Here is a 4,649-nt window from a genome sequence, read left to right as displayed (position 1 = left end):
GGCCCCCCGGTGGTCACGGGCGCCCGGCCCGCCGCGCCGCAACGCCCGCGGCGCGACAGCGCGCCGGTCGAACAGGCGGTCCGCTGGCGTGTCGCCCCGGTCTACACCGTCCGCGCCCGCGATCTCGCCCCCGGCGTGACGCGGGCGAGCGTGCGTTTCAGCTGCACGGTGCGGCGCGACGGGACGCTGACCGCCTGCACCGCCCGCGAGACGCCGCCCGGCTCGGGTCTGGCCGCCGCCACCCTGCCGGCGCTGGCGAACGCCCGCATGGAACCGATGCTGATCGACGGCCGGGCGGTGGAGAGCGTCGCCACCCTCGGCGTGTCCTATGAGCTGTCGTCCGCGCCGCCGCGACCGACGCCGGCGGACGCCGCCGCCCCCGCCGGTCCGGTCGAGATCCCGGCGGCGGAGCCCGCCCCGGCGCCGGACCCGGTCCCGGTCGATCCGGCCCCGCCCGGCCCCCCGGCCGGCTAGCCCCCGGAACCGCCTTCGCCGGCCCGCCGTTGCCGGATCATGGACCTGGCCTCGCTTCCCGATTTCACCGTGCCGCTGCTGGCCTCGGTGCTCGCCGGCGGGCTGATCGGCTTCGAGCGGGAGTGGCGCGGCCGCGCCGCCGGCTTTCGCACCCACATCCTCGTCTGCCTCGCCTCGGCGCTGCTGATGACGGCGGCGGTGGCGCAGGGCGCCTGGTCGTTCGACGCCCTGCCCGGAACGCAGATCGTCAGCGACCCCACGCGGATGGCGCACGGGGTGCTGACCGGTATCGGCTTCCTGTGCGCCGGCGTCATCTTCCGGGCCGGATTCTCCATCCATGGCCTGACCACGGCGGCCTCGCTGTGGATCACGGCCGCGATCGGCCTGCTGTTCGGCGCGGGCCTGTTCGCGCTCGCAGCCGCGGGGACGGTGCTGACGGTCACGGCCCTGGTGATCCTGCGGCTGGTCAGCCAGCGGCTGCCGCAGAAGTCGGTGGTCGACGCCGAGATCGTCTGGCGGCGCGACGCGGCGGACGCAGAGGACGCGGTCGAGGCCGCGCTGACGGCGCTGGACGCCGACCGGCGCTGCGACCGGTTCGAACTGATCGACAACGGCGAGCGGGTGCGCCGGACCTTCCGGCTCAAGGTCGCCGGGGCCGCCGCGCTGAAGGCCCTCGCCGCCCGGCTGAGGGGCGTCGAGGGCGTCACCGGCTACCGCTTCGACCCGCGCGACGACTGACGGCGGCTTGATCCCGCCATCTTCGCGGGCCTAGGCTGGAGATTCGTCAGTTTGCGGAGTGAATCTTGATAGATTGGGATCTGGTCTGGCCGGTCGCCGCGGCCATGACGGCGGGGGGGCTGATCGGGGTCGAGCGGACCTACCACGGGCATCCGGCCGGGTTCCGGACCCACATTCTCGTCTGCCTGACCAGTTGTCTGCTGATGCTGGCGGCCATGCACCAGGCCACCTGGGAGTTCCTCGCCCTGCCGGGCCAGACGGTGGTCATCGATCCGACGCGGATGTCGCACGGCCTGCTCACCGGCATCGGCTTCCTGTGCGCCGGGGTCATCTTCCGCGAGGGCTTTTCGGTGCACGGCCTGACCACGGCCGCGTCGCTCTGGGTGACCTCGGCCATCGGCGTGCTGTTCGGCGTCGGCATGCTGGAGCTGGCCCTGATCGGCTCCGGCGCGACCCTGGCCGTCCTCGCCGTGCTGCGTCTGCTCGACGCCAAACTGCCCCACGTCGGGGTCATGGACGTGACGCTGCGCTGGAAGCAGGGGGCTGCGCCCAGCGAGGCGGCGCTGCGCGAGATGCTGCGGGCCCGCGGCCTCAGGGCCGTGCGCATCGGCCATGTGATGAGCCCCGACTGCCTGATCCACGAACATCTGCTGAAGGTGAAGGGGCCGATGCCGGTCGATGTCGACGCCCTGGTGGCCGAGCTATGCGGGCGCGAAGGTCTGGCCGGCTTCTCGGTGCTGCCCCGCGACGAATAGACCGCGGCGGGCGCTTGAACCGCCGCCTTCCCATCCCGATGTGCGGCTCTCCCCGCCGAAGGAAAGATCGCCATGCAAGGCTTTGTCGCTGACATCGAAGACCTGACGGTCAACAATACGGACTTCCGCCGCGTCCTCTACACCGGGAAATACCTCCAGCTGGTGCTGATGACCCTCCAGCCGGGCGAGGAGATCGGTGAGGAGGTCCACGAGGACCACGACCAGTTCTTCCGCATCGAGAGCGGCTCAGGCGAGGTGCGGATCGACGGCAAGGCCACCGCGATCAAGGACGACGACGCCGTCATCGTGCCCGCCGGCGCGCGGCACAATGTGATCAACACCGGCGATGCGCCGCTGGCGCTCTACACCCTCTACGGCCCGCCCGAGCACCGCGACGGCGTGGTCCACGGGACGAAGGCCGAGGCCGACGCCTCCGAAGAGCATTTCGACGGCAAGACCACCGAATAGGGTCGCACGCACGCCGGTCATTGTCCGCTAACCCTCTTTGCGGCATGACTGGAACGGATGGCGAACGAAGCGACTCGAATTCTCGGACTCGACCCCGGTCTGCGGCGCACCGGATGGGGCGTGGTGGCGGCCGAGGGCTCGCGTCTGCGCTGGATCGCCCATGGCGTCGTGGCCCCGCCGGAAGGCGCGCCCTTCAGCGAGCGGCTGCTGTGCCTGCTCGAGGGGATCGGCGCGATCTGCGCCGCCTACAGCTGCGACGAGGCGGCGATCGAGGAGGTCTTCGTCAACATGAATCCGGCCTCGACGCTCAAGCTCGGCCACGCCCGCGCCGCCGTCATGCTGGCCCCGGCCCGCTGCGGCCTCAGCGTCGCGGAATATTCGCCCAATCTCATCAAGAAGGCCGTGGTCGGGGCCGGCCACGCCGACAAGACCCAGATCGCCTTCATGGTCAAACGCCTTCTGCCCTCGGCGGGTGATGTGAAGGCGGACGCCGCCGACGCCCTCGCCGTCGCCATCACCCACGCCCAACTGCGCAAGCGGGCCCTGCTGGCGGGCGCGGCGTGATCGGCCGGCTCAGAGGGGTGCTGGCCGAGATCGAGCCCGACCACTGCCTGATCGACTGCGCCGGCGTCGGCTATGTCGTCTTCTGCGGCGCCCGCACCTTGCAGCGCCTGCCGGCGCCCGGCGACGAGGCGACCCTGCAGATCGACTCGACCTGGAACGCCGAGAGCGGGCCGCGCCTGTACGGCTTCCTGTCCCGCGACGAGCGGCGCGCCTTCCGCACCCTGACCGACATTCAGGGCGTCGGCCCCAAGGCGGCCCTGTCCGTGCTCGACGTCCTGCCGCCCGCCGACCTCGCCGCCGCCGTGGCTCGCGAGGACAAGGCCGCGGTGGCCCGCGCCAACGGCGTCGGCCCCAAACTGGCCCTGCGCATCGTCACCGAACTGAAGGGCAAACCGCTGGGCGACGTGTCCTTCACCCCCTCCGCCCCGGGCGTTCACGGCGAGGCCGCCGCGCCGCCGCCGCCCAGCGTCACCGGCGAGGCCGTCTCGGCCCTGCTCGGCCTCGGCGTGGCGGAGGTCAACGCCCGCCGCGCCGTCGACCAGGCCCTGATCCGCCTCGGCGACGACGCCGACCTGTCCGCGGTGATCCGCGCCGCCCTGCAGGAGCTGGGACGGTGAGCCCCCTCTTCTCGCCGTCATCCTCGGGCTTGACCCGAGGATCAGACCATCCGGTGCTGCGTCGGCGGGCGTCTGGGCCAGGACGGAGGTCCGTCTTCACCGCACAGCCCCGCTTTGCCTCTGATCCTCGGGTCAAGCCCGAGGATGACGGTCGTGGGGAGAGGGTGGCCCGATGACCGATGACCGCATCGTCTCCCCGGACCCCGCCCCCGGCGAAACCTACGACCGCGCCCTGCGCCCCCAGACCCTGTCCGAATTCGTCGGTCAGGAGCAGGCCAAGGGCAATCTCAAGGTCTTCATCGAGGCCGCCCGCGGGCGCAACGAGGCGCTCGACCACGTCCTGCTGTTCGGCCCGCCCGGGCTCGGCAAGACCACCCTGGCCCAGATCGTCTCGCGCGAGCTGGGCGTCGGCTTCCGCGCCACCTCCGGCCCGATCCTCGCCAAGGCCGGCGACCTCGCCGCCATCCTGACCAATCTCGAACCGCGCGACGTGCTGTTCATCGACGAGATCCACCGCCTCGCCCCCGCGGTCGAGGAGATCCTCTATCCGGCCATGGAGGACCACGTCCTCGACCTGATCATCGGCGAGGGTCCCTCGGCGCGGTCGGTGCGTATCGACCTGGCCCCCTTCACCCTCGTCGGCGCCACCACCCGCGCCGGCCTGCTGGCCACGCCCCTGCGCGACCGCTTCGGCATCCCGCTCAGGCTCGAATTCTACACCCCCGACGAGCTGGTGAAGGTGATCATGGGCGCGGCCCGCAAGATGGGCGCCCCCATCGCCGAGGACGGGGCCCGCGAGATCGCCTCCCGTTCGCGCGGCACGCCGCGCGTGGCCGGCCGCCTGCTGCGCCGGGTGCGCGATTTCGCCAGCGCGGAGGGCGCGACCTCCATCGACCGCCTCGCCGCCGCCCGCGCCCTCGCCCGGCTGGAGATCGACGAGGCCGGGCTCGACGCCAACGACCGCCGCTTCCTCAAGGCCCTGATCGAGAACTACGGCGGCGGCCCGGTCGGCATGGACACCCTCGCCGCCGCC

The 4,649-nt window shown here is 72.3% G+C and carries 7 protein-coding genes; all 7 read left to right on the top strand.

Annotated elements, in window-relative coordinates; all coding sequences use genetic code 11:
* Nucleotides 1-474: energy transducer TonB (locus VGD32_RS07285; RefSeq protein ID WP_331031239.1), on the top strand; the 474-nt coding region annotated here is incomplete at its 5' end.
* A gap of 39 nt (nt 475-513) precedes the next feature.
* Complete coding sequence (locus VGD32_RS07280; protein ID WP_331031238.1) at nt 514-1,212, top strand: MgtC/SapB family protein; 699 nt, start codon at nt 514-516, stop codon at nt 1,210-1,212.
* Nucleotides 1,213-1,277: 65 nt separating this feature from the next.
* Entirely contained in the window at nt 1,278-1,967 is a 690-nt protein-coding gene (locus VGD32_RS07275) for an MgtC/SapB family protein (protein WP_331031237.1), read from the top strand.
* Nucleotides 1,968-2,039: 72 nt separating this feature from the next.
* On the top strand, nt 2,040-2,435 hold the full coding sequence (locus VGD32_RS07270) for a cupin domain-containing protein (protein WP_331031236.1): 396 nt from the start codon (nt 2,040-2,042) through the stop codon (nt 2,433-2,435).
* A gap of 57 nt (nt 2,436-2,492) precedes the next feature.
* On the top strand, nt 2,493-2,999 hold the full coding sequence (gene ruvC, locus VGD32_RS07265; RefSeq protein ID WP_331031235.1) for a crossover junction endodeoxyribonuclease RuvC: 507 nt from the start codon (nt 2,493-2,495) through the stop codon (nt 2,997-2,999).
* On the top strand, nt 2,996-3,616 hold the full coding sequence (gene ruvA, locus VGD32_RS07260; protein ID WP_331031234.1) for a Holliday junction branch migration protein RuvA: 621 nt from the start codon (nt 2,996-2,998) through the stop codon (nt 3,614-3,616). Before ruvC ends, ruvA begins: the two co-directional genes overlap by 4 nt.
* A 172-nt stretch (nt 3,617-3,788) precedes the next feature.
* Nucleotides 3,789-4,649 (top strand): Holliday junction branch migration DNA helicase RuvB (ruvB, locus tag VGD32_RS07255; RefSeq protein ID WP_331031233.1); only part of this gene is annotated, 861 nt, incomplete at its 3' end.

Origin of the sequence: Brevundimonas sp. (genome assembly GCF_036402095.1) — a bacterium.
GTDB lineage: Bacteria > Pseudomonadota > Alphaproteobacteria > Caulobacterales > Caulobacteraceae > Brevundimonas.
This window is presented reverse-complemented; position numbering and strand designations above follow the sequence as displayed.